We start from the raw sequence: 22,368 nt of genomic DNA, 5'->3' as shown, positions 1-22,368 counted from the left end.
GGGGCCGGGTGCCCGCCCGCGCGGGTGCCGGGCGTGGTCCCGCTCGCGTGCGCTACTGCCCCTCCCGCCGGGTCGGGGCGGGAGGCGGCCGCTGCTCAGAAGAGGCCGGTGCCGACGAAGCGCAGGATCAGCTGGGGGGCGCCCGAGAGGGCGACGGCGAGGACGGCGGTCACGGTGATCGCGGCCGTGAGGGGCGCCGGAACGCGGTGTCCGGCGGTCGCCTCCTCGGGAGCCCGGAACAGCAGAGCCGTCCACTGGAGGTAGTAGAACAGCGCGATGGCGACGTTGACCGCCATGACGACGGCCAGCCAGCCGAGCCCGGCGTCCACGGCCGCGGAGAACACCGTGACCTTGGCGAAGAGGCCGATGACGCCGGGCGGCAGGCCGGCCAGGCAGAGCAGGAAGAAGGCCAGGAGCAGGGCGGTGAGCGGGTTGGAGGCGTACAGGCCGCGGTAGTCGGCGACGCGGTTCAGGGACCTCGTACGGCCCACGAGGGCGGCCACCGCGAAAGCTCCGAGGTTCACCGCGGCGTACATGAGGGCGTAGGCGACCGTGGAGCCGATCGAGCGTTCCGGGTGGTCGGAGTACGCGGCGGCGGCGATCGGCACCAGCAGGTAGCCGGCCTGCCCGACGGAAGACCAGGCGAGCAGGCGTACCGCGCTGTACGCGCGCGTGGCCTGCTGGCGCAGGGCGCCGACGTTGCCGACGGTCATGGTGAGCGCTGCCAGGGCGGCAAGGGCCGGTCCCCAGACGTCGGCGTAGGACGGGAGGGCGACGACCGTGACGAGGATCAGGCCGGTGAAGCCGACCGCCTTGCCGATCACGGACAGGTAGGCGGCGATCGGCAGGGGTGCGCCCACATAGGTGTCGGGCACCCAGAAGTGGAAGGGTACGGCGGCCGTCTTGAAGGCGAAGCCGACGAGGGTGAGGACGACGCCGGTCTGGGCGAGCGTGGTGAGCTGTCCGTCCACGTCCTGGATGCGTTCGGCCACCTGGGTGAGGTAGAGGGTGCCGGTGGAGGCGTACACGAAGCTGATGCCCATGAGGCTGACCGCGGTCGCGGTGACCGAGGACAGGAAGAACTTCAGGGCCGCTTCGGAGGACCGGCGGTCACCCTGGCGCAGGCCCACGAGTGCGAAGGCGGGGAGGGAGGCGACCTCCAGGGCGACGATCAGCGTGGCGAGGTCGCGGGAGGCGGGCAGGAGCGCGGCGCCGGCCGCGGAGGAGAGCAGCAGGAACCAGTACTCGCCCTCGGGGAGTCCGCGGTCGGCGTCCTTCACGGCGGTGACCGAGAGCAGGGCGGTCACCAGGGCGCCGCCGAGGACCAGGAACTGGATGGCGAGGGTGAAGGTGTCCGCGGTGTAGCTGCACACGTCGGCGTCGCCGGTCAGGCAGAACGTCGAGCGGTCGTCGTTCACCAGGGGCAGCAGCATGAGCGCGGCGGCGGCGAGTCCGGCGACCGAGATCCAGCCGAGCAGGGACTTGCGGGCGTCCTTGACGAACAGGTCGGTGACGAGGACGGCGAGTCCGACGACCGCCGTGATGGTGGGCGGCGCGATGGCGAGCCAGTCGACGGACTGGACGAGGTTCTGGGCCAGGGACTGCGGCAGGGCCTCGGCGAGGGGCTGGGCCGGGGTGCTCATCGGGTGCCTCCTGAGAGGAGCTGCTGCACGGCCGGGTCGGTCAGCCCGAGGAGGGTCCTGGGCCACAGTCCGGCGACGACGGTGAGGGCGACGAGCGGCGTCCAGGCGGCGAACTCGTAGGTGCGTACGTCGGTGAGCTTCGGGGCCTCGCGCGGTACGGCGCCCATGCAGACTCGGCGGACCACGATCAGCATGTAGGCGGCGGTCAGCAGCGTGCCGAACGCGGCGATCGCCATGAAGGTGAGGAAGGCGGGGCGGCTGAGGTCCTCGTGGGGGTCGAAGGCGCCGAACAGGGCCAGCATCTCGCCCCAGAAGCCGGCCAGGCCCGGCAGGCCGAGCGAGGCGACGGCGGCGAAGGCGAGGAGGCCGCCGAGGCGGGGCGCCTTGCCGTACAGGGCGGCTCCGGTCTCCTCGGCCAGGGTGTCGAGGTCGGTGGTGCCGGTGCGGTCCTTGAGGGCGCCGACGACGAAGAAGAGCAGGCCGGTGATGAGGCCGTGGGCGATGTTGGCGAACAGGGCGCCGTTCACGCCGGTCGGGGTCATGGTGGCGATGCCGAGCAGGACGAAGCCCATGTGGCCGACGGAGGAGTAGGCGATGAGGCGCTTGAGGTCGCCCTTCGCGCCCCGCTTGGCGAGGGCCAGGCAGGCGAGGGAGCCGTAGATGATGCCGACGACGGCGAGGGCGGCGAGGTAGGGCGCGAAGGTGTGGAAGCCCTCCGGCGCGACGGGGAGGAGGATACGCACGAACCCGTACGTGCCCATCTTCAGCAGGACACCGGCCAGCAGGACCGATCCGACGGTCGGGGCGGCGGTGTGGGCGTCGGGCAGCCAGCTGTGCAGGGGCCACATCGGGGTCTTGACCGCGAGGCCGATCCCGATCGCCAGAACGGCGATGACCTGCACGGACGTGGTCAGCGACCGGCCATTGTCAGTGGCGAGTGCCACCATGTCGAATGTGCCCGCGTTGAGTCCGACCAAGAGCAGGCCGAGCAGCATGACTACGGAGCCGAGGAGGGTGTAGAGGATGAATTTCCAGGCCGCCCCGGCCCGTCCCTCCCCGCCCCAGCGGGCGATGAGGAAGTACATCGGGACGAGGACCATCTCGAAGGCGAGGAAGAACAGGACCAGGTCGAGTACGGCGAAGGTCGCGAGGGTGCCGGACTCGAGGACGAGCAGCAGCGCGACGAACGCCTTCGGGCTCGGGCCCGAAGGCATCTTGAAGTACGAGTAGAGCGCGCAGAGGAAGGTCAGCAGCGCGGTCAGGACCAGCAGGGGGAGGGAGATGCCGTCGATGCCGAGGTGGATGCGCACGTCGAGTGCGGGGATCCAGCTGATGTCGGTGCTGGCCTGCATCTTCGACGGTTGGTCGTGGTCGAAGCCGAGCACGAGGGCGATCGCGGCGACGAGGACGGCACCGGTGACGGTGACGCCGTGCCGCAGGACAGCCTGGTCGGGTGAGTTCCCCTTCAGCCCGGGAGGGGCGGGCAGGAGAGCGGCGGCGGCACCGATGAGCGGGCCGACGACGACCAACGCCAGAAGGAACTGCATCACGGACTCGTTGATATCGATCACGCCTGCTCACGCTCCCGTGGCGAAGAGGACGGCGGCGACCGCGAGGACGACGGTGCCGGCGAGCAGCGCGCTCACATAGGTCTGCACATTGCCGGTCTGGGCCCGGCGTACGGCGGTTCCCAGGACGCGCGGCAGGGCGCCCGCCCCACGTACGTAGGTGTCGACGACCTCCCGGTCGAGGAACCGCACGAGACTCGCGCCGGCCTGGACCGGGCGGACGAAGAGGGTCGTGTACACCGCGTCCAGGTGGAAGCCGACGGCCGCGTGCCGGTGCAGCGGGCCCAGCAGGAGCCGTCCGGGGTCGGACGGGTCGGGGGCGTGGGCGATGTCTCCGTAGGCCGGCTTGTGGCTGGCGATGGCCTCGGCCTCCACGAGCGCGGCGTCGCCCTCCGGATGGGCCGCGACCGCACCGAGCGGCGGGCGGGCCGCAAGGGCCGTGGTGTGGCGCCAGGCCGCGTAGGTGACGATGCCGCCGACCAGGGCCACGCCCGTACCGAGCACGGAGGTGGTGAGGGTCGGGGTGAGGTCGTGGCCGTCGAACCACTCGGGCAGGGGGCGGAAGGCGAGCCCGCCGAGGGCGAGTGACGGGATCGCTAGGACCCAGAGCACGGCGTTCATGGCCACGGGCTGCCGACCGTGGTCGGGGGCTTCGGCGCCCTGTCCGCGGAAGGCCAGGAGCCACAGGCGCACCGCGTAGGCGGCGGTGAGCAGGGCCGTGACCAGGCCGGCGAGGAGGACGGTCCAGCCCGCGGCGCCGGACGCGTGCCCGGTGTTGCCGGTGGCGGTGTGCTCGGCGACGACGAGGACGGCCTCCTTGGAGAAGAAGCCGCTGAAGGGCGGGATCGCGGCCAGGGCGAGCAGCGCCACGGTCATCGTCCAGTAGGCGTCCGGGACGCGGTCGCGCAGGCCCCGCATGCGGGACATGGCGGCCAGCGAGTTGGTGCCGGCGGCGTGGATGATCACGCCGGCGGCGAGGAACAGCAGCGCCTTGAAGGCGCCGTGGGTGAGGAGGTGGAAGACGGCGGCACCGCGGTCGCCGACGGCGAGGGCGCCGGTCATGTAGCCGAGTTGTCCGATGGTCGAGTAGGCGAGGACGCGCTTGATGTCGTCCTGGGCGAGCGCGGCGAGCGCCGAGCCGACCATCGTGACGGCGGCCATGACTGCGAGGACGACCATCGCGGCGTGCGAGGCCTGGAACAGCGGAAGGAGCCGGGCGACGAAGTAGACACCGGCGGCGACCATGGTCGCGGCGTGGATGAGCGCGGAGACGGGCGTCGGGCCCGCCATCGCGTCGGGAAGCCAGGTGTGCAGCGGGAACTGCGCCGACTTGCCCGCCACACCGGCCAGGAGCAGCAGCGCGATCAGCGTCGGGTGGTCGAGGGAGCCGCTCGCGACCGCACCGAGGATCTTGGTGATGCGGAAGGAGCCGGCCTCGGTGGCCAGCGCCAGCAGGCCGATCAGGAAGGGGACGTCACCGAGCTTGGTCACCAGGAAGGCCTTGAGGGAGGCGGCACGGGCCTCCGGGGTCTCCCAGTAGTGGCCGACCAGGAAGTACGAGCAGATGCCCATGATCTCCCAGCCGACCAGCAGCACCATCAGGTCGCCGGAGTAGACGACGAGGAACATGGCGGAGGTGAACAGGGAGACGAGAGCGGCGTACGAGGGGTAGCGCGGGTCGTCGCGCAGGTAGCCCGTCGAGTAGATCTGCACGCAGGTGGCGACGCAGCCGACCAGGACGGCTACGAGGGCGGCGAAGCCGTCGATGTGCAGGGCGAGTTCGACGGGGACGGAACCGGTGGGGGTCAGTTCCGTGACGGCGCCGACGGCACGGCCGCCGCCCTGGCGGGCCGCGACGACCACGGCGAGGACGAGGGCCGCCAGCGTCGGCAGGACGGCGAGCGGGCGGACGAAGCCCGGCGCCGAGCGGCCCAGGAGGAGACCGGCGGCTGCCCCGAGGAAGGGGAGGACTGGAACGAGTGCGGCGAGGGTCGTCGTGGTCACGCGGTGGCCTCAGCCTTCTCGGTGCCCGGCCCGGTCGCGGCGGCGCCGGTGCCGGGGCCCGCGCCGTGGGAGTCCTTGCCATCGGGGCCGTCGCCGTCGGGGCCGTAGCCGTCGGGTCCCTCGGCGGTGTCGCGGAGTTTGTCGATGTCCGAGGTGCCGCGGTTGCGGTGGACGGCGAGCACGATCGCCAGGCCGATGCCGATCTCGGCGGCCGCGATGGCGATGGTGAACAGGGTCAGGGCCTGGCCGGAGTGCAGGGTCTCCTCGGCTGCCTTGCTGAGCCAGACGTCGAAGGCGACCAGATTGAGGTTGACGGCGTTGAGCATCAGCTCGACCGACATCAGGACCAGGATCGCGTTGCGGCGGGCGAGGACGCCGTACAGGCCCGTGCAGAACAGGAGGACGGAGAGGACGGCGGGATAGGCGAGGTGCATCAGCGGTCACCGCCCTTGTCGGCGCTGTTCGGGGCGGCCGGGCGGCCGGCTTCTGCCGCGCGGTCCGTCTTCGCCCTGCGGGACAGGACGATGGCGCCGACGAGGGCGGCGAGGAGGAGGACCGAGAGGGCTTCGAAGGGAAGGACCCAGTTCTGGAACAGGCTCGCTCCGGTGACGGCGGTGGAGCCGGCGGCCGGACCGTCCAGGTCGATCCAGGTGGTGCGGAAGGCGTCGACGACGACCCAGACCAGGGCCGCGGCGGCGGCCACGGCCACCGTGAGGGCGGCCCAGCGGTTGCCGGAGTCGGCGTCCGCGGAACGGCCGATGGGGGCCCTGGTGAGCATCAGGCCGAACAGGATGAGGACGACGACGGCACCGACGTAGATGAGGACCTGCACCCAGGCGATGAACTCGGCGGTGAGGAGGAGGTACTCGACGGCAAGGCCCCCGAGGGCCACCACCAGCCACAGGGCGGCGTGGACCAGCTGCCGGGTGGTGACGGTGACGACGGCGGCGCCGAAGGTGACCAGGCCGACGAGGAGGAAGGCGATCTCGACGCCGGTCGGGGAGAGGAAGCCTTGCGATTCGGCGGCCACGGTCGTGGAGTCCGCGGCGAGGTGACCGAAGGTCACTGCGAGGGTCATTCCCGGCCCTCCTGTTCGGGGCCGGTCGCATCCGGTCCGGTCGCCTCCGGTCCGGTCGCCTCCGGTCCGGTCGCCTCCTGCTGGGCGGCCAGCTTGTCGGCGGTCTTGCGGGCGGCGGCGAGTTCCTTCGGTTCCTCCGCGCCGGGGTCGAGGGCGGGCGGGGCCGGCACCGTCCACATCCACTCGCGGAGCTTGTCGCGCTCGTGGGTGAGGTCACGGATGTCGGTCTCGGAGTACTCGAACTCCGGAGACCAGAACAGGGCGTCGAAAGGACAGACCTCGATGCAGATACCGCAGTACATGCAGAGCGAGAAGTCGATGGCGAAGCGGTCGAGGACGTTGCGGCTGCGGTCGCGCCCGCCGGGGGTCGCCGCCGGGACCGTCTCCTTGTGGGAGTCGATGTAGATGCACCAGTCCGGGCACTCGCGGGCGCACAGCATGCACACCGTGCAGTTCTCCTCGAACAGGCCGATCACGCCGCGCGTGCGGGGCGGGAGGTCGGGCTGGACGTCCGGGTACTGCTCGGTGACGGTCTTCTTCGTCATCGTGCGGAGGGTGACGGCCAGGCCCTTGGCCAGACCCGAGCCGGGGATGGGGGGCATGGTTACTGGATCACCACCTTGACGATGCCGGTGAGGGCGATCTGGGCGAGGGAAAGAGGGACGAGGAGAGTCCAGGAGAGCTTCTGGAGCTGGTCCTCGCGCAGGCGCGGGTAGGTCACGCGCAGCCAGATCACCACGAAGGCGAGGACGGCGGTCTTCAGCAGCGTCCACACCCAGCCGAGACCGTCGGCGCCCCAGGGGCCGTGCCAGCCACCCAGGAACAGGACGGTCGTCAGGCCGCACAGGACGACGATCCCGGCGTACTCGGCGAGGAGGAACAGCGCGAAGCGCAGGCCGGTGTACTCGGTGTAGGCACCGAAGATGATCTCCGAGTCGGCCACCGGCATGTCGAACGGGGGGCGCTGCAACTCGGCCAGACCGGCTACGAAGAAGACGATCGCGCCCACGATCTGCCAGGGCAGCCACCACCACTCGAAGGCGTCGAGGATGCCGACGAGCGAGACGGTGCCGGCCGCCATGGCCACCGAGGCCGCGGTCAGCAGCATCGGGAGCTCATAGGCGAGGAGTTGGGCGGCGGTGCGCAGACCGCCGAGGAGGGAGAACTTGTTGGCGGAGGACCAGCCCGCCATGAGGGAGCCGAGGACGCCCACGCCCATGACGGCGAGCACGAAGAAGATGCCCGCGTCGACGACCTGGCCGACCGCGCCCTCTCCGGGGCCGACCGGGATGGCCAGGAGGACCAGAAGGTACGGCAGGAGGGCCACGGCGGGGGCGAGTTGGAAGATGCGGCGGTCCGCGTCGGCCGGGACCACGTCCTCCTTCTGCGCGAACTTCACGCCGTCGGCGACGAGCTGCGCCCAGCCGTGGAATCCGCCGGCGTACATCGGGCCGAGACGGCCCTGCATGTGGGCCATGACCTTGTGCTCGGTCTGGCCGATGATCAGGGGCAGGGCGAGGAAGACGACGAAGACGATCAGGAGGCGCAGGGTGACGTCGAGCGCGTCGTTCACTGCGAGCCTCCTGGGGGGTTCGGGCGGGTCGAGCGGGGTGGGTTCGGGTCCGAGGACTGGTCCCGATCCGGAATCGGGTTCGAGGACTGGTCCCGGTCCGGGTTCTCGTTCTCGTTCTCGTTCGAGGTGCTCGGCCCGTTCGAGGTGCTCGGCCCGTCCGAGGTGCTCGGCCCGTCCGAGGTGCTCGGCCCGTCCGAGGTGCTCGGCCCGTCCGAGGTGCTCGGCCCGTCCGAGGTGCTCGGCCCGTCCGAGGTGCTCGGCCCGTCCGAGGTCGTGTCCGGCTGGCGTTCCGTGCCGGCGTCCGGCTCGGGCTCGGACTCGGACTCAGCGTCGTCGAAGGCGGGGCGGGCGTGGTGCCACGGGGCGTCCGTACTGCGCGGTGTGGCGGGGGCCGACGGCTTCGGAGCCGTTGCCTCGGGCACCGGGGACGTGCCCGTGTCATCACCGGCGCCAGGGCTGGGCGCCTGCGCGTCCGGGGCAGTCTTTGCCGGACGGGCGTCGGAGGCGGCTCGCTGCGACGCGGAGCCCTCACCGGCGGTGCGTGCGCGGCGCGGCCGGGCGGTCGGCCCGGAAACCGCCTGCCCGGTCTCCGCGCTCGCGTCCGTCTCGGTGATGGGCCCGGTTTCCGGCGCGCCCGTCCGCTGGGACGCGGAACCCCCGCTCGCGCTGCGTGCACGCCGGGGCGCCGGGGCACCCTGACTGGCGGAGCCTTCCGCCGCCGTACGGGAACGGCGGACCGGGCGTTCCCCCTCGGCGCGGGCCGGGCGTTCCCCCGCCGCGCGTCCGGCTCCCCGTGCCGGGCGGGCCGGAGCGGGAGGCAGCTGGCCCTTGAGCGGGCCCCACTCGTTGGGGTCGGGGACGCCGGGCGGCAGCATCTGCCGGCGGCGCGGACCGCCGTGGTCGGACTCGCCGGGCTCCTTGGCCCCCGGCCAGGCCTTGGCGACACGGGCGGCGAGGACGAAGTCCTTCCGCAGCGGGTGGCCCTCGAAGCCCTCCGGCAGGAGCAGGTGGTCCAGCGCGGGATGGTCCTGGAAGGCGACGCCGAACATTTCGTGGGTCTCACGTTCGTGCCAGGCCGCGCCCGCGTAGACCGCGATGGCACTGGGCAGGACCGGGGACTCGTGCGGGACCGTCGTGCGCAGCAGCAGCCGGCGTACGGGTCCCAGCGCCACGACGTGCGCCGCGACGCGGAAGCCCGTGCCCGGTTCGTCGACCGCGCTCAGCCAGTCGAAGTAGGTGCAGCCCAGCCGGTCCCGCGCGGTCTCGAGGGCAGAGATCCAGGACGCCGGCGGCACGTCCACGGTCAGGACGTCGTACGACTCGTCGGCGGCGGCCTGCGGACCGAAGAGTTCCGCGGTATCGGCGGGGAGCCAGCCGGCGGCGGTCATCGGCCCTCCCCCGGGTCCGCAGCCCGGTTCGCAGCCGTGCCCGCGTCGCGGTCCACGGCGGCACCCGGCGCCGGCGGCCGGACCAGGCCGCTCCGCAGCGCCGCCGTCGACGGCCGGTGCGATGTGGCGTACCGCTCCCCCAGCGACTCCCGCGCGATCTTCTCCTGCAGTTTGAGGATGCCCTGGAGGAGGGCCTCGGGGCGGGGCGGGCACCCGGGGACGTAGACGTCGACGGGGATGATCTGGTCGACGCCCTTCGTCACGGAGTAGGAGTCCCAGTAGGGGCCGCCGCAGTTGGAGCAGGCGCCGAAGGAGATGACGTACTTCGGCTCGGGCATCTGCTCGTACAGGCGCTTGACGGCCGGCGCCATCTTGTCGGTCACCGTGCCGGACACCACCATCAGGTCGGCCTGACGGGGGCCCGGCGCGAAGGGGATGACGCCGAGCCGGATGAAGTCGTGGCGGGCCATCGACGCGGCGATGAACTCGATGGCGCAGCAGGCGAGGCCGAAGTTGAAGACCCACAGGGAGTACCTGCGGCCCCAGTTCAGGACGACCTTCATGGGTTCGGGAGCGAGGCGTGCGAGCGCACCGAGCCGCTTGGGCTCGGGGAGCAGCACGGGTTCGGCGGGGTTCACGTCCACGACAGGACGCCCTTCTTGTATGCGTAGAGCAGGCCCACGGCGAGGAAGCCGAGGAAGATGAACATCTCCACGAGGGTCGTCGCTCCATAACCAGGATCGGCGAAGACCGTCGCCCAGGGGAAGAGGAAGATCGAGTCGACCGCGAAGATGACATAGAGGAACGCGTAGACGTAGTAGCGAACCTGGGTGTGGGCCCAGCCCTCGCCGACGGGGTCGACACCGCACTCGTACGTCAGCAGCTTCTCGGGCGTCGGGACCACGGGCCGCAGCAGGCGCCCGGCCCCGAAGGCGACGGCGACGAAGAGCACGCCGACGACGGCGAGCAGTCCGACGACCGAGTAGGACTGGAAATAGTCGGCCGCAAGGCCGACGGTCGGTTCCGGCACGTCCGTCCCTCGCTCCCCGCGCTCCCTGTCCCGAACGCTGCTGATCGACGATCTGTACGCACGGGAGTCTAGGGCCTGATAAAGAGACGGTAAGCAGCCCGTCACACCTTGGGACAGGGAGGCGGGCTCCGGAAGGCGGGCCCACGGGGGCGGGCTCCGAAAGGCGGGCCCCCGGGGGGTGGGGTTTTCCTCAGTGCGTCCTGGCGGTACACCTCATGGCGCGGCGTCGCGCGGCACGGCACGCTGACTCGTATGACCGAACGCCTCTCGACACCGACGCCTCGCGGGAACACCGGCGCAGCGCCCGGCGACCGCCCGCCGCCGGCCCGTTTCGCCTACGACCGGCACACCTGGATGGAGATCGCCCACCTGCTGGCGAACCTCCCGGCGTCGCTGCTCGGATTCGTGTACGTGGTGACGATGCTGTGCACCGGCGTCGGGCTGACGGTCACGGTGATCGGGTTCCCGTTGCTGGCCGCGGGGCTGATGGGTGCACGGCAGTTGGGCAAGCTGGAGCGTGCCCGGGCCCGGGTACTGCTCGGTGTGCGGGTGGACGAGCCGAGCCGGCTTCCGTTGCGCGGTGGGGGCGGATTCTTCCCCCAGCTGTGGATGGCGCTGAAGGATCCCGTGGGCTGGCGCACCGTGCTGTACGACTTCATACGGCTCCCCTGGGGCATCCTGACCTTCGTCGTCACGCTGACGTCGCTGTTCGTGCTGTGGCCGGTGCTGCCGTTCATCGCGCGGGGCCTGGCCAACGCGGACCGGGCGATGGTGCGGGCGCTGCTCTCCCCCTCCGACGAGCTGGAGCGGCGGATCGCCGAGCTGGAGTCGGACCGGGGCATCGTGGTCGACACGGCCGCGGCCGACCTGCGGCGCATCGAGCGCGACCTGCACGACGGAGCCCAGGCCCGTCTGGTCAACCTGGCCATGGGGCTGGGTCTGGCGAAGGAGAAGCTGCTGGAGGACCCCGACGCGGCGGCGGCCATGGTCGACGAGGCGCACGGCGAGGTGAAGCTGGCCCTGCAGGAGCTGCGGGACCTGGCCCGCGGCATCCACCCCGCGGTCCTGACCGACCGCGGCCTGGACGCGGCACTCTCCTCGGTCGCCTCACGCTGCACCGTGCCGGTCAAGGTGACCGTCGACCTCATGGAGCGCCCGGCCGCGGCCATCGAGGGCATCGCCTACTTCACCGTCTCGGAGCTGCTGCAGAACGTCAGCAAGCACAGCCGGGCGAGAACCGCCGCCGTGGAGGTGTGGCGGTCCTCCGACCGGCTGCTCATACAGGTGAGCGACGACGGCCGCGGGGGTGCCCGCCTCGACGGCGGTACGGGGATGAAGGGGCTGGCCGACCGGCTGAGCGCCGTCGACGGCCTCTTCGTCGTCGACTCGCCGGAGGGCGGCCCGACGACGGTGACCGCTGAGCTGCCGTGGCGCGACCGCACCGGCGACGACGCCACCGCGCGCGCTTCGGGCGCTTCGCGCGGGCGCTGAAAGAGCACGCCGCACGGGCCGGCATCCGCCCCGGGGTGGGGAAAACCCCCCTCTCGAGACGCCGACGGGCTCCATGGCCCGTGGGCGGGCGGTCGATCAGGGTGGAGTTACGACAGCACAGCCATAGGACGAGGAGAAGGACGGCACCGATGGCCACGGATTACGGACACAGTTACGGGTTCGGGAGCGGGTCCGGGCTTCCCGAGGGCACCGCCGCGCGACGCCGCCGGTTGCCGGCGGGGCTGCGCGCGCCGTTCGAGGCACGCAGCTGGCGGGAGTTCGGTTATGTGCTGTTGAGCCTGCCGATCGGCATCCTGCTCTTCACCTACGCCGTCACGATGGTGTCCCTGGGAGCGGGGCTGCTGGTGACGTTCCTGGGCGTGCCGGTGCTGGCGGCGGCGCTGGCCGGCTGCCGGGGCTTCGGTGCGATGGAGCGGGCACGGGCCCGGATACTGCTGGGGCTGCGCGTGTCCGACCCGGAGCCGCTGCGGATGAAGAAGCAGGGCGCGATGGGCTGGATGGGTGCCGTCCTGAAGAGCGGCGTGTCCTGGCGGAGCCTGCTTTACGCGGTGCTGCAGTTCCCGTGGTCGGTGTTCTCCTTCGTCGTCGCCGTGAACGTCTGGGCGTTCGGGTGGGCGATGCTCACGTACCCGCTGTGGTTCTGGGTGTTCCCGATGTACGCCGGCCAGGACGGGCTCCAGCTCTACGGTGACGAGACGCACCGGGTCTACCTGGACAACCCGTTCGAGATCACCATGACCGCGCTGGTCGGTCTGCTGTTCACGCTGGCGACGCCGTGGATCGTCCGGGCGTTGACGACGGTGGACCGGGTGATGGTGTACGGCCTGCTCGGGCCGTCGCGGCTGGCCACCCGGGTGGTGGAGCTGGAGTCGGACCGCGGGGTCGTGGTCGACACCGCCGCGGCCGACCTGCGGCGCATCGAGCGTGACCTGCATGACGGGGCCCAGGCCCGCCTGGTCAACCTGGCCATGGATCTCGGGCTGGCCAAGGAGAAGCTGAAGGAGGACCCGCGAGCGGCGGCGGCCATGGTCGACGAGGCGCACGGCGAGGTGAAGACGGCCCTCCAGGAGCTGCGGGACCTGGCCCGCGGCATCCACCCCGCGGTCCTGACCGACCGCGGCCTGGACGCGGCACTCTCCTCGGTCGCCTCACGCTGCACCGTGCCGGTCAAGGTGGAGGTCGACCTGACGGAGCGGCCGGCGTCGGCGATCGAGGGCATCGCCTACTTCACCGTCTCGGAGCTGCTGCAGAACGTCAGCAAGCACGCGCGGGCCACGGCGGCCTTCGTGGAGGTCTGGCGCGTGGAGAACCGGCTGATGCTCCAGGTCGTGGACAACGGTGTGGGCGGAGCCGAGGTGTCGGCCGGTTCGGGGCTGGCAGGCCTGGCGGAACGGCTCGACGCCGTGGACGGAATCCTCGTGGTGGACTCGCCGGAAGGCGGCCCGACGCGGGTGACCGCGGAACTGCCGTGGCGGAGCGAGCCGGTGGCCGCCCACTGAGCCACCTGGTCCCCGCCTCCTCCGTCGGCGCCGCGCGTGCTGGACGGAGGCGGTGGGGCATGCAGGTACCGGACTCGTCCCGGCAGGGCCGGCCCTCGCCGGGCCAGACCCGGCGCGCCATACCGTGTCGTGCCATGCCATGCCGTGCCACGCCTCACCGGACCGAGATCCGGTCGGCGTGGCAACCGGACCTCGACCGGCGCGCCCGGTCAGGACCACGACGGGTGGGTCCGGCCCGGATCACGACGGGTGGGCCCGGTCAGGCCCCAGACCGGCGTCACCGAGCCGGCCCCCGGCCAAGGTGGCCGGTAATCGGTCGCCGCGCAGCCGGACCCGGCCGGAACCCTCTGCTTCGCGCTCTCTTCCCGTTGCCCGGGCGCATTCGGTCTCCGATGCTGGAATGCTGGTCCTGTCAACGGACGGGCTCGTGGACGCGGCGTGGGCCGCGCGGGCCGTGCGGTGGACGGGCGTGGGGGGCCGAGGATCGTGGAGGACAGGGTGCGGGTGGTCATCGCCGAGGATTCAGTGCTGCTCCGAGAGGGGCTGACCCGGTTGCTGACCGACCGGGGGCACGAGGTCGTGGCCGGTGTCGGCGACGGCGACGCGTTGATCAAGACCATCACGGAGCTGGACGCGCAGGGCGAGCTGCCGGACGTCGTGGTGGCGGACGTACGGATGCCGCCGACGCACACCGACGAGGGTGTGCGCGCCTCGGTCCAGCTGCGCAAAGCTCATCCCGGTCTCGGCGTACTGGTGCTGTCCCAGTACGTGGAGGAGCGGTACGCGACGGAGCTGCTGGCCGGTTCCAGCCGGGGCGTCGGGTATCTGCTCAAGGACCGGGTGGCCGAGGTGCGGGAGTTCGTGGACGCGGTGGTGCGGGTGGCCGGGGGCGGGACGGCCCTGGATCCCGAGGTGGTCGCCCAGTTGCTCGGGCGCAGCCGCAAGCAGGACGTGCTCGCGGGGCTCACCCCGCGGGAGCGGGAGGTCCTGGGGCTCATGGCCGAGGGCCGGACGAACTCGGCGATCGCCAGGCAGTTGGTGGTGAGCGACGGGGCCGTGGAGAAGCACGTCAGCAACATCTTCCTGAAGCTGGGGCTGTCCCCCAGCGACGGTGATCACCGGCGGGTGCTGGCCGTCCTCACCTATCTCAATTCCTGACACGGCAGCCCACCTGCTGGAATCGCCGGCCGGACCGGACGGCTCAGCCGTTCGCCGGCCGCTCATCCGAACGAATGGGAAACCGGAGCACGGGCCGTAGGCGTCCTCACAGGCGCCGGGGGGCGCGGAAACTGTGGGTCTACGGGGCGGCCGACCATCTCGGGGTCGTGTCCATCATGCGAATGTCCACCGATAGCCAACCCCTGCGGACGTAGGGTTGATCCCGGGATGGTCGGTGGGAGACCACTCCCCGGACAGCCGCCTCTAGGGAGGTCCAGTCAGTGACCAGCCAGGTCAGCAGCCCAGCGGAGCAGGCCGACGGAACCGTCGTAGGAGAGCAGCGCAAACCGGCCGGGGCGAAGGACGTCCGCCGGCTGAACCGGGTGATCATCCGGTTCGCGGGGGACTCGGGTGACGGTATGCAGCTCACCGGTGACCGTTTCACCTCGGAGACCGCGTCGTTCGGGAACGATCTGTCGACGCTGCCGAACTTCCCGGCGGAGATCCGGGCGCCGGCCGGGACACTGCCGGGTGTCTCGTCGTTCCAGCTGCACTTCGCCGACCACGACATCCTCACCCCCGGCGACGCCCCGAACGTGCTGGTGGCGATGAATCCGGCGGCGCTGAAGGCGAACATCGGCGACATGCCGCGCGGTGCGGAGATCATCGTCAACACGGACGAGTTCACCAAGCGGGCGATGCAGAAGGTCGGCTACGACGTCTCGCCCCTGGAGGACGGTTCGCTCGACGGCTACCACCTGCATCCGGTGCCGCTGACGACGCTGACGGTGGAGGCGCTCAAGGAGTTCGACCTGTCCCGCAAGGAGGCCGAGCGGAGCAAGAACATGTTCGCGCTCGGGCTGCTGAGCTGGATGTATCACCGGCCCACGGAGGGCACGGAGAAGTTCCTGAGGACGAAGTTCGCGAAGAAGCCGGACATCGCGGCGGCGAACATCGCCGCGTACCGGGCGGGCTGGAACTTCGGTGAGACCACGGAGGACTTCGCGGTCTCCTACGAGGTGGCTCCGGCGTCGAAGGCGTTCCCGCCCGGCACCTACCGCAACATCTCCGGGAATCTGGCCCTCGCCTACGGCCTGGTCGCCGCCTCCCGCCAGGCGGACCTGCCACTGTTCCTGGGCTCGTACCCGATCACCCCGGCCTCGGACATCCTGCACGAACTCTCGAAGCACAAGAACTTCGGTGTGCGCACCTTCCAGGCCGAGGATGAGATCGCCGGGATCGGCGCGGCGCTCGGCGCGGCGTTCGGCGGCTCGCTGGCGGTGACGACCACGTCCGGGCCGGGGGTGGCGCTCAAGAGCGAGACGATCGGGCTCGCCGTCTCCCTGGAGCTGCCGCTGCTGGTCGTGGACATCCAGCGCGGCGGCCCCTCCACCGGGTTGCCGACCAAGACGGAGCAGGCGGACCTGCTGCAGGCGATGTACGGCCGCAACGGGGAGGCGCCGGTCCCGGTGGTGGCCCCCCATACCCCGGCCGACTGCTTCGACGCCGCGCTGGAGGCGGCCCGGATCGCGCTGACCTATCGCACCCCGGTGTTCCTGCTCTCGGACGGGTATCTGGCCAACGGCAGCGAACCCTGGCGCATCCCGGAGACCGGCGAACTGCCCGACCTGACGGTGCAGTTCGCGCAGGGCCCCAACCACACCCTGGACGACGGCACCGAGGTGTTCCGGCCGTACCAGCGCGACCCGCACACCCTGGCCCGCCCCTGGGCCGTGCCGGGCACCCCCGGACTCGAGCACCGGATCGGGGGGATCGAGAAGCAGGACGGCACCGGGAACATCTCCTACGACCCGGCCAACCACGACTTCATGGTCCGCACCCGCCAGGCCAAGGTCGACGGCATCGACGTCGACGAGCTCACGGTCGACGACCCGGACGGGGCGCGGACCCTGGTCCTCGGCTGGGGCTCGACGTACGGACCGATCACGGCGGCCGTACGTCGCATCCGCGCCGAGGGCGGCCACATCGCCCAGGCCCACCTGCGCCACCTCAACCCCTTCCCGCCCAACCTCGGCGACGTACTCAAGAGGTACGACAAGGTCGTGCTCCCCGAGATGAACCTCGGGCAGCTCGCCACCCTGGTCCGGGCGAAGTACCTGGTCGACGTGGAGTCGTACAACCAGGTCAACGGCATGCCGTTCAAGGCGGAACAGCTCGCCACCGTCCTGAAGGAGGCCATCGATGGCTGACACCAACGCACTGCTCCAGCTCGTCCCCAGGGCCGAGGGCAAGCAGTCCATGAAGGACTTCAAGTCCGACCAGGAAGTGCGCTGGTGCCCCGGCTGCGGTGACTACGCCGTCCTCGCCGCCGTGCAGGGCTTCATGCCGCAGCTCGGCCTGGCGAAGGAGAACATCGTCTTCGTCTCCGGCATCGGCTGCTCCTCCCGCTTCCCGTACTACATGAACACCTACGGGATGCACTCCATCCACGGCCGCGCCCCCGCCATCGCCACCGGCCTGGCCGCCTCCCGCCGCGACCTGTCCGTCTGGGTCGTCACCGGCGACGGCGACGCCCTCTCCATCGGCGGCAACCACCTCATCCACGCCCTGCGCCGCAACGTCAACCTCAAGATCCTCCTGTTCAACAACCGGATCTACGGCCTGACCAAGGGCCAGTACTCCCCCACCTCCGAAACCGGCAAGATCACCAAATCGACGCCGATGGGCTCCCTGGACGCCCCCTTCAACCCGGTCTCCCTGGCCCTGGGAGCCGAGGCCTCCTTCGTCGCCCGGACCGTCGACTCCGACCGCAAGCACCTCACCGAGGTCCTGCGCCAGGCCGCCGACCACCCCGGCACCGCCCTCGTCGAGATCTACCAGAACTGCAACATCTTCAACGACGGCGCCTTCGACGCCCTCAAGGACAAACAGCAGGCCGAGGAAGCCGTCATCCGCCTCGAACACGGCCAGCCCATCCGCTTCGGCACCGACAACGCCAAGGGCGTCGTCCGCGACCCGGCCACCGGCGAGCTGGAGGTCGTCACGGTCACCGCGGACAACGAAGCCCACGTCCTCGTCCACGACGCCCACGCCGCCTCCCCCACCACCGCCTTCGCCCTCTCCCGCCTCGCCGACCCCGACACCCTCCACCACACCCCCATCGGCGTCCTGCGCTCCGTCGAACGGCCCGTCTACGACACCCTCATGTCCGACCAGCTCGACACCGCCATCGAGCAGAACGGCAAGGGCGACCTCACCGCCCTCCTCGCCGGCAACGACACCTGGACCGTCGTCGGCTGAGGTTTCACGGCACAGGCGGCATGTGAAGGGGCCCGGGCAGAACGCCCGGGCCCCTTCACATGCCGCGACGGTGGCGCACTGGATGCTTACTACAACGTAAGTACCTTACTTCTAAGTAGGCACTTTCCTACAGTTAGCGCACGACCTAGGGTTAGTCATACCGACCCCCACAAGGAGTGCTGAAACCATGAGCATCGTCGTCACCGGAGCCACCGGAAACCTCGGCCGTCACGTCGTGTCGCAACTGCTGGAGAAGGTGCCGGCCGACCAGGTCACCGCGGTCGTCCGCGACCGCGCCAAGGCCGCCGACCTCGCCGCCCGCGGCGTACGGCTCGCGGTCGCCGACTACAACGACCCCCAGACCTTCGACGACCTGTTCGCGGCCGGCGACCGGGTGCTGCTGATCTCCGGCAACGAGTTCGACAAGGGCCGCGTCCGGCAGCACACCGTCGTGATCGACGCGGCGAAGAAGGCCGGCGTCGCCCTGCTCGCCTACACCAGCGCCCCGAGCAGCCTCACGGCCGCGCTCGCCGACGACCACCGCGCCACCGAGGAGGTCCTGGCCGGTTCGGGCGTGCCGTACGTGCTGCTGCGCAACGGCTGGTACCACGAGAACTACACCGAGCAGCTGACCCCCGCCCTGGAGCACGGCGCCGTCGTCCAGGCGGCGGGAGAGGGACGCGTCTCCTCCGCCTCCCGCGCCGACTACGCGGCCGCCGCCGTCGCGGTACTCACCGGCGAGGGCCACGAGAACAAGGCGTACGAGCTGGGTGGCGACGAGGCGTGGAGCTTCGCCGAGTACGCCGCCGAGCTGAGCCGGCAGACCGGCAAGGAGATCACCTACACCCCCGTCTCCACCACGGCCTACACCGGCATCCTCACCGCCGCCGGGGTGCCCGGCCCGCTGGCCGACGTCTTCGCGGGAGTGGACGCGGCGATCGAGAAGGGCGAACTGGTCGTCTCCACCGGCGACCTCTCGCGGCTGACGGGCCGCCCGACCACTCCGCTCTCCGAGGCCGTCGCCGCGGCGCTGTCGAACTGAACCACGCAGGCCGGCCGCCCCACCCGAACCCGGTCCGGCTCCGGCCCCACCCCCTCCTGTCATGACCGTATGCCGATACGGGCATGACAGGAGGCCGGGTGCGGCGCTACCTTCGTCCTGGCATGCATCCGTTCCCCGCATGCCGAGTGCGAGAAGGAGGTGGCCGTGGCCGGGTCGTCCAGGAGTGAGCAGCGAATAGGCCTGCTGAACGGCTTCGCGGCGTACGGGATGTGGGGCCTGGTTCCCTTGTTCTGGCCGCTGCTCAAGCCCGCGGGCGCCGGGGAGATCCTCGCCCACCGGATGGTGTGGTCCCTCGCCTTCGTCGCCGTGGCCCTGGTCGTCGTACGGCGCTGGGCGTGGGCAGGGGAGCTGCTGCGGCAGCCGCGCAGGCTCGGCCTGGTCGCCGTGGCCGCCGCGGTCATCACCGTGAACTGGGGCGTCTACATCTGGGCTGTGAACAGCGGCCACGTGGTCGAGGCCTCGCTCGGGTACTTCATCAACCCGCTGGTCACCATCGCGATGGGCGTGCTGCTGCTCAAGGAGCGGCTGCGGCCAGCGCAGTGGGCGGCGGTCGGGACCGGCTTCGCCGCCGTGCTCGTCCTCACCGTCGGCTACGGCCAGCCGCCCTGGATCTCCCTCTGCCTCGCCTTCTCCTTCGCCACGTACGGCCTGGTGAAGAAGAAGGTCAACCTCGGCGGCGTCGAGTCGCTGGCCGCCGAGACGGCGATCCAGTTCCTGCCGGCCCTCGGCTACGTGCTGTGGCTGGGCGCGCAGGGCGAATCGACCTTCACCACCGAAGGCCTCGGTCACTCGGCGCTGCTGGCCGCCACCGGCCTGGTGACCGCCATCCCCCTGGTCTGCTTCGGCGCGGCGGCGATCCGCGTGCCGCTGTCCACGCTGGGGCTGCTGCAGTACCTGGCCCCGGTCTTCCAGTTCCTGCTCGGCGTCCTCTACTTCGGTGAGGCCATGCCGCCCGAGCGCTGGGCCGGCTTCGCGCTGGTCTGGCTGGCGCTCTCCCTGCTGACCTGGGACGCCCTGCGCACGACCCACCGCAACGCGCGGACCCTGCGGACCCAGGTGGACCGTGCGGGCGGCGGCGTACCGGCGGCCAAGGACGGCGCCGGACGGGAGAAGGGAGTCGTGGCCTCCGGGGTCCCGGCCCAGGACCCGGTCGGCAGCGAACAGACCGAACAGGCCGAACAGGCCGACGCCCCCGCGGGCAAGCCGTAGCGCCCCCTCACGCCCCCGCGGGCAAGCCGTAGCGCCCCCTCACGCCCCTGCTGCTTCAGCGCGTCTCCGGTGCCCGCCGGGCGCGATGGGCCCTGGCCTTCTCGCGGTTGCCGCAGTGTTCCATCGCGCACCAGCGGCGGCGGCCCGGGCGTGAGGTGTCGACGAAGAGCAGCTTGCAGTCGTGCGCGCCGCACTCGCGGACACGGCCGGCGTAGGGACCCGTGAACAGCTCGATCGCGTCGCGCGCGACCGTCGACAGCAGGCGCGTCCCCGTGGCCCCGGGGGCCCAGCCGCGGGTGCCGTCCGCCTCGATGCGGGCGGCGAGTGGCGGCTCGGCGGCCGCGGCGTTGACCGCGTCCAGGTGCTCGGGCCGCGGCGGACGTCCGTGGGCGCGATCCGCGGTGAGCAGGAAGAGGGCATCACGCAGTGCCCTGGCCCGCCGGACATCGGCCTGCTCCACCACCAGGTCGAGCCCGCCCGGCAGCCGGCTGCGGTCGGCCCAGGCGGCCAGGTCCTCGGGGCGGTGCAGCACCTCCCAGCGCGCATAGGCGCCCGGTCCGCCCGTCGTCAGCAACTCCAGGCACAGCGCACCCGGGTCGAAGCGGTACGGCTTGCCCTCGTGCGACACCAGCGTCAGTCCGGGAGACGCCTCCGGCGATTCCATTGCCCGCTCACTCACGTAACCATTATAACTGGTTACATGACTTCGACCCCGGGGCCCACCCCCCTGCACTTCAAGATCGTCATCGACGCCGCCGCGCCGCACGCACAGGCGGACTTCTGGGCCGCCGCCCTGCACTTCGAGGTGGAGGACAACAGCGCGCTCATCGAGAAGCTGCTGGGTTTCGGGGCCGTGCCGCCCGAGCTGACCACCGAGTCGCACGGCCGCCGCGCCTGGCGGGACCTGGCCGCCGTACGGCACCCCGACGACCCGCACCAGGAGGAGAGCGGCGCCGGACTGGGACGGCGCCTGCTGTTCCAGCGGGTCCCGGAGGCCAAGTCCGGGAAGAACCGGGTCCACCTCGACGTGCACGCGGCCGAGGGGCGCCGTGAGGAGGAGGTGGTCCGGCTGGAGGCGCTGGGGGCGAGCGTGCTGCGGCACGTGAAGGAGCCGGGCGGGGAGTGGGTGGTGATGGCGGACCCCGAGGGGAACGAATTCTGCGTGCATTAGGGGGCGGAGGGCCGAACAGGGTCAAGACGGCCGCGTGGCGCGGGTGACCGGCCGGGCCTCCGATATGCGCGACATCATGGCCGGTTAACGGTCTTGACGCGCAATCAGTCCCGGCCCCACCATCCAGGCACCCCATTCACAGCGGAGTCCGTCCCCAGGGACTCCCCAGGAATTCGGAGCCCCCCACATGAAGCTCCCCCTTCCCGGACGCGCGCTGACGGCCGGCGCCGTCGCCGTGGCCACACTGACCGCCGGCGGATCGGTGGCCGGTGCGGCGCCCGCCGCCGCCCCCACCCCCGCGGCGGCCGCCGCGCCCGACATACCGGTGGCCAACGTCAAAGCGCACCTGGCGCAGCTCCAGTCGATAGCCAGGGCGAACGGCGGCAACCGCGCCCACGGCCGCCCCGGCTACCAGGCGTCGCTCGACTACGTGAAGGCCGAGCTGGACGCGGCCGGGTTCACCACCACCGTCCAGCGGTTCACCGCCTCCGGCCGTACCGGATACAACCTGATAGCCGACTGGCCGGGCGGCGACGCGAATCAGGTTGTCATGGCCGGGTCGCACCTGGACAGCGTCTCCTCCGGTCCCGGCATCAACGACAACGCCTCGGGATCGGCGGCCGTCCTCGAGACCGCGCTCGCCGTGGCCCGGTCCGGCCACCAGCCCGCCAAGCACCTGCGTTTCGCCTGGTGGGGCGCCGAGGAGCTGGGACTGGTCGGCTCCCGGTACTACGTCAACAGCCTCGGTTCCGCGGGCCGGGCGAAGATCAGCGGTTACCTGAACTTCGACATGATCGGCTCGCCGAACCCCGGCTACTTCGTCTACGACGACGATCCCACGATCGAGAAGACCTTCAAGGACTACTTCGCCGGCCTCGGCGTCCCCACGGAGATCGAGACCGAGGGGGACGGCCGCTCCGACCACGCGCCCTTCAAGAACGCGGGGGTGCCCGTCGGCGGCCTCTTCAGCGGCGCCGACTACCGGAAGACGTCCGCACAGGCGGCCAAGTGGGGCGGCACCGCGGGCCGGCCGTTCGACCCGTGCTACCACTCGTCGTGCGACACGACGGCCAACATCGACGACACCGCCCTGGACCGCAACAGCGACGCCATCGCGTACGCGATGTGGGAGCTGTCGCAGTAGCACCACCTGGCGGACCCGGCCGGATCACGGGCCCGGCCGGATCACGGGCCCGCCCGGATCGTGGGCC

General features: G+C 71.4%; 20 protein-coding genes. 9 read left to right on the top strand and 11 right to left on the bottom strand.

The annotated features are described in order from the left end of the window. Nucleotides 1–95: 95 nt before the first annotated feature. The 10 genes from M6G08_RS11445 to M6G08_RS11400 are packed head-to-tail and all read right to left on the bottom strand — an operon-like array spanning nucleotide 96 to nucleotide 10,284. Nucleotides 96–1,643 carry an NADH-quinone oxidoreductase subunit N gene (locus tag M6G08_RS11445; RefSeq protein WP_272587061.1) on the bottom strand — a complete coding sequence of 516 codons (1,548 nt, stop codon included), beginning with the start codon at nucleotides 1,641–1,643 and terminating at the stop codon, nucleotides 96–98. Beyond that, nucleotides 1,640–3,214, bottom strand: coding sequence for a complex I subunit 4 family protein (locus M6G08_RS11440; protein WP_272587060.1), 1,575 nt, complete (start codon nucleotides 3,212–3,214; stop codon nucleotides 1,640–1,642). Before M6G08_RS11440 ends, M6G08_RS11445 begins: the two co-directional genes overlap by 4 nt. Before the next feature lie 6 nt (nucleotides 3,215–3,220). Beyond that, nucleotides 3,221–5,215 (bottom strand): NADH-quinone oxidoreductase subunit 5 family protein, encoded by a 1,995-nt coding sequence (locus tag M6G08_RS11435; protein ID WP_272587059.1) that lies wholly within the window; start codon nucleotides 5,213–5,215, stop codon nucleotides 3,221–3,223. Beyond that, nucleotides 5,212–5,649 (bottom strand): NADH-quinone oxidoreductase subunit NuoK, encoded by a 438-nt coding sequence (gene nuoK / locus M6G08_RS11430; RefSeq protein WP_272587058.1) that lies wholly within the window; start codon nucleotides 5,647–5,649, stop codon nucleotides 5,212–5,214. Before nuoK ends, M6G08_RS11435 begins: the two co-directional genes overlap by 4 nt. After that, a complete protein-coding gene (locus tag M6G08_RS11425; protein WP_272587056.1) occupies nucleotides 5,649–6,293 on the bottom strand; it encodes an NADH-quinone oxidoreductase subunit J family protein in 645 nt (214 codons plus the stop codon). The genes nuoK and M6G08_RS11425 overlap by 1 nt, the downstream gene beginning before the upstream one ends. Continuing rightward, nucleotides 6,290–6,895, bottom strand: a complete 606-nt coding sequence (locus M6G08_RS11420) for a NuoI/complex I 23 kDa subunit family protein (RefSeq protein ID WP_272587055.1) — start codon at nucleotides 6,893–6,895, stop codon at nucleotides 6,290–6,292. The genes M6G08_RS11425 and M6G08_RS11420 overlap by 4 nt, the downstream gene beginning before the upstream one ends. A gap of 2 nt (nucleotides 6,896–6,897) precedes the next feature. Next, on the bottom strand, nucleotides 6,898–7,866 hold the full coding sequence (locus M6G08_RS11415) for a complex I subunit 1/NuoH family protein (RefSeq protein ID WP_272587054.1): 969 nt from the start codon (nucleotides 7,864–7,866) through the stop codon (nucleotides 6,898–6,900). Next, entirely contained in the window at nucleotides 7,863–9,254 is a 1,392-nt protein-coding gene (locus M6G08_RS11410) for an NADH-quinone oxidoreductase subunit C (RefSeq protein ID WP_272587053.1), read from the bottom strand. The genes M6G08_RS11415 and M6G08_RS11410 overlap by 4 nt, the downstream gene beginning before the upstream one ends. After that, nucleotides 9,251–9,898 carry an NADH-quinone oxidoreductase subunit B gene (locus M6G08_RS11405; protein WP_272587052.1) on the bottom strand — a complete coding sequence of 216 codons (648 nt, stop codon included), beginning with the start codon at nucleotides 9,896–9,898 and terminating at the stop codon, nucleotides 9,251–9,253. Before M6G08_RS11405 ends, M6G08_RS11410 begins: the two co-directional genes overlap by 4 nt. After that, a complete protein-coding gene (locus tag M6G08_RS11400; RefSeq protein ID WP_217170232.1) occupies nucleotides 9,889–10,284 on the bottom strand; it encodes an NADH-quinone oxidoreductase subunit A in 396 nt (131 codons plus the stop codon). The genes M6G08_RS11405 and M6G08_RS11400 overlap by 10 nt, the downstream gene beginning before the upstream one ends. Nucleotides 10,285–10,536: 252 nt before the next feature. Here M6G08_RS11400 and abrC1 point away from each other — a divergent pair, with 252 nt between their 5' ends. The 7 genes from abrC1 to rarD all read left to right on the top strand — a co-directional run bounded on the left by abrC1 (nucleotide 10,537) and on the right by rarD (nucleotide 19,986). Next, nucleotides 10,537–11,775 carry a sensor histidine kinase AbrC1 gene (gene abrC1, locus M6G08_RS11395; RefSeq protein WP_272587051.1) on the top strand — a complete coding sequence of 413 codons (1,239 nt, stop codon included), beginning with the start codon at nucleotides 10,537–10,539 and terminating at the stop codon, nucleotides 11,773–11,775. 149 nt (nucleotides 11,776–11,924) lie between these two features. Beyond that, the gene (abrC2, locus tag M6G08_RS11390) at nucleotides 11,925–13,295 is read left to right on the top strand and encodes a sensor histidine kinase AbrC2 (RefSeq protein WP_272587050.1); all 1,371 of its coding nucleotides are present in this window, start codon (nucleotides 11,925–11,927) and stop codon (nucleotides 13,293–13,295) included. Between the two features lie 498 nt (nucleotides 13,296–13,793). Continuing rightward, nucleotides 13,794–14,453, top strand: a complete 660-nt coding sequence (gene abrC3, locus M6G08_RS11385) for a response regulator AbrC3 (RefSeq protein ID WP_289907232.1) — start codon at nucleotides 13,794–13,796, stop codon at nucleotides 14,451–14,453. Between the two features lie 281 nt (nucleotides 14,454–14,734). Continuing rightward, nucleotides 14,735–16,663 carry a 2-oxoacid:acceptor oxidoreductase subunit alpha gene (locus M6G08_RS11380; protein WP_272587049.1) on the top strand — a complete coding sequence of 643 codons (1,929 nt, stop codon included), beginning with the start codon at nucleotides 14,735–14,737 and terminating at the stop codon, nucleotides 16,661–16,663. Beyond that, nucleotides 16,656–17,714: a 2-oxoacid:ferredoxin oxidoreductase subunit beta gene (locus M6G08_RS11375; RefSeq protein WP_272587048.1), complete on the top strand. Its 1,059-nt coding sequence runs from the start codon at nucleotides 16,656–16,658 to the stop codon at nucleotides 17,712–17,714. The genes M6G08_RS11380 and M6G08_RS11375 overlap by 8 nt, the downstream gene beginning before the upstream one ends. A gap of 187 nt (nucleotides 17,715–17,901) precedes the next feature. Continuing rightward, nucleotides 17,902–18,756, top strand: a complete 855-nt coding sequence (locus M6G08_RS11370; RefSeq protein WP_272587047.1) for an SDR family oxidoreductase — start codon at nucleotides 17,902–17,904, stop codon at nucleotides 18,754–18,756. Between the two features lie 165 nt (nucleotides 18,757–18,921). After that, nucleotides 18,922–19,986 carry an EamA family transporter RarD gene (gene rarD, locus M6G08_RS11365; protein WP_272587046.1) on the top strand — a complete coding sequence of 355 codons (1,065 nt, stop codon included), beginning with the start codon at nucleotides 18,922–18,924 and terminating at the stop codon, nucleotides 19,984–19,986. Between the two features lie 55 nt (nucleotides 19,987–20,041). Here rarD and M6G08_RS11360 read toward each other — a convergent pair whose 3' ends face one another. Then, a complete protein-coding gene (locus M6G08_RS11360; RefSeq protein ID WP_272591315.1) occupies nucleotides 20,042–20,650 on the bottom strand; it encodes a CGNR zinc finger domain-containing protein in 609 nt (202 codons plus the stop codon). A gap of 36 nt (nucleotides 20,651–20,686) precedes the next feature. Between M6G08_RS11360 and M6G08_RS11355 the strand changes: the two genes are divergently transcribed. Continuing rightward, nucleotides 20,687–21,157, top strand: a complete 471-nt coding sequence (locus tag M6G08_RS11355; protein ID WP_272587045.1) for a VOC family protein — start codon at nucleotides 20,687–20,689, stop codon at nucleotides 21,155–21,157. Between the two features lie 187 nt (nucleotides 21,158–21,344). Then, nucleotides 21,345–22,301: a M28 family metallopeptidase gene (locus M6G08_RS11350; RefSeq protein ID WP_272587044.1), complete on the top strand. Its 957-nt coding sequence runs from the start codon at nucleotides 21,345–21,347 to the stop codon at nucleotides 22,299–22,301. Nucleotides 22,302–22,368 lie beyond the last annotated feature (67 nt).

The organism is Streptomyces sp. M92 (assembly GCF_028473745.1).
In the GTDB taxonomy this organism is placed as follows: Bacteria; Actinomycetota; Actinomycetes; order Streptomycetales; family Streptomycetaceae; genus Streptomyces.
Note: the sequence above shows the minus strand (reverse complement) of the source record. Positions and strands in the feature narration are given on the sequence as shown.